Consider the following 2308-nt stretch of genomic DNA (forward strand, 5'->3'; position numbering starts at 1 on the left):
TTCATATACAGCGTGACTTGCTCGTCTTAGCTCCACATATTACATTATACAAAATTTGGCAAAATTTGTCGGTCGCCTTCATCCCCGCAGCAAGCTGCGGGGTATTCGGCGACATTTAAATAAAAAAAACAACAAGTCGTTCTACATACAGATAAAGCAAACCCCAAGAGATAGCAAGAAAAAGAAACATTGTTTTGTCCAAAGTTAATTTTTGTTTTATAATATCTTTCACGCTTTTAAACAATCCGGGTAAAGCAAATAACAATACAATCAAGAAAAAGTAAATTATCCTTAAAAGAGCAGTACTGTTGAATGCTTCTATCCATAAAAACCTCGCAGAATAAGGTAATTGCGAAGGTAATTCTGGTTTTTTTAAAAAGTTCAATGTTTTGTATATGAATAAATCGTATACATGAGAATATCCTTTTTGTTCTAAAAAAATATTTGAAACTATAACTGCTGTTATCACAACAAAAGCAAAAAACAGGAACATTAACTTACGATTGAAATAAATATAATGCCTGAAAATATAAGTTACTATTAAACCATAAGAAATCAACATCGCGGGAGAAAGTAAAAAAGATGTTGTCTGTAAAACAGGATTTATTATACCTGTAATTATGCAAAAAATAACAATAAAAACAAAACTTTTTACTAAAGAAACGATATTCGGATAATACAAAAAGAAAAGAGCGGTAACGATTATTGTAAATAATAAAAAGTAAAATCTTGTAAAATGCCAAGAAATCAAAGCAACGGACAGACATACTGCTGAACCGATTAGATAAAAATTGCTTTTTGAATTTATTGATTTCAGAAAAAAATATAAACTAAAAAATATAAATGGTAACGCAAAATTTTCATATTCATATGCGCCAATTGTTCTTGTAATAGTTGCCAGAGAAATAGAGTAAAAAGCAGATGACATTAATCCTGCCAAATGATTATTCCATAATTCTTTTGTTATAAAGAAAACCGCAATTATACTTATAGATGAAAAGAAACTAACAAAATAGATAAGGAACTGGGAAAATGACATTCCGGTGTTTTTAAGAAATATCCTGTATATAATACCGTGGATTTTTTCCATAAAAATTGTCAAGTCCTTATATACATAAACACCCTCAGGATATTGCGCTTTATAGTCAATTTCAGAAATTTTTTCACCATTAGCAACCATTTTAGCATAACGATATTGGAAAGCTTCTTCTGTCCAATAAAAATCTGTATCATCTTTTGAATCGTATTGAGGTAGGTTTTTTGTAAGATAAACTTTATAAAAAGAAATAGCAAAATAAACTGCAACAACAATTATAATTGCAAACCATTTACTTCCGAAACAAGTTCGGGACAACTTCTGTAAAAGTTTTTTCATGTTTTCTTCATCAAAACCTTACCGAAAAACTCACCCTGTTTGTATTTCCCACTTTGAACCATTCCACTTTGTATATTTAAGAGTATAATTTTTAAGATCCATATAAGAAATATGCGGCTCACCATTAGAGTCAACCGCAATAGAAGTGCTCCATCCAGCGTTTGTATTTACCGTTTGTACATTCCATTCCGCTCCAAGTATAGTAGTTAGTAAAAAAATAATAAGAAAAAGAAATTTAGAAATCAAAAGATTTTTCGTCATCATCATTATTTGTCCTTGTTTTTCTCTATTATTTGCTCTAAAAGATTAATTTGTTTTTTTATAGATTTATCATTCGGTGATAATTTTAAAGCTGTATTAAATTGCTGAAGTGCTTTGTTATATTCTTTTAGTTTGCAATATAATTTGCCCAAATTGTTGTACGCATTTGTATAATTCAAATTTATCCTTGTTGCTTCTCTGTATGCTTTCTCTGCTTCTTCAAATCTGTTTGAGTTATACAATAAAATCCCGAGGTTGTTGTACGCCTCTGCAAGATTCGGGTTTATCTTTATCGCTTTCTTATATTCTCTTATCGCTTCCTCATTTTTATCTAAAATAAACAATAAACGGCCAAGATTGTTGTGTGCCTCTGCAAAATTTGGATTTATCCTTATCACTTTCCTGTATTCCTTTTCCGCTTCTTTATATCTTTTAAAATCGTCTAACAAATTTCCCAAATTGTATCGCGCTTTTGAATTATTTGGATTTATCCTTATCACTTCTCTGTATGTTTTTTCTGCTTCCTTATATCTTTTTAATTCATACAATGACATACTCCCCGCAGCAAGCTGCGGGGTATCTTAAAAGTCAAGTTTTAACTGGCGTCTGTCTTCTTCTGCTCTTTGATATTGGATGTATTTCTGTATAGTTTGTGCAGTTACTTTGTCGCCG

General features: G+C 30.6%; 3 protein-coding genes. All 3 read right to left on the reverse strand.

Going from position 1 to position 2308, the window contains the following annotated elements; translation table 11 throughout:
- Positions 1–115: 115 nt before the first annotated feature.
- Genes AB1349_13760 through AB1349_13770 form a run of 3 tightly spaced genes read right to left on the reverse strand, consistent with a single transcriptional unit; the run spans position 116 to position 2190 of the window.
- On the reverse strand, positions 116–1375 hold the full coding sequence (locus AB1349_13760) for an STT3 domain-containing protein (GenBank protein MEW6558392.1): 1260 nt from the start codon (positions 1373–1375) through the stop codon (positions 116–118).
- Between the two features lie 30 nt (positions 1376–1405).
- The gene (locus AB1349_13765) at positions 1406–1642 is read right to left on the reverse strand and encodes a hypothetical protein (protein MEW6558393.1); all 237 of its coding nucleotides are present in this window, start codon (positions 1640–1642) and stop codon (positions 1406–1408) included.
- Positions 1642–2190, reverse strand: a complete 549-nt coding sequence (locus tag AB1349_13770; GenBank protein MEW6558394.1) for a tetratricopeptide repeat protein — start codon at positions 2188–2190, stop codon at positions 1642–1644. Before AB1349_13770 ends, AB1349_13765 begins: the two co-directional genes overlap by 1 nt.
- Positions 2191–2308 lie beyond the last annotated feature (118 nt).

This window comes from Elusimicrobiota bacterium, from assembly GCA_040757695.1.
GTDB lineage: Bacteria > Elusimicrobiota > UBA8919 > UBA8919 > UBA8919 > JBFLWK01.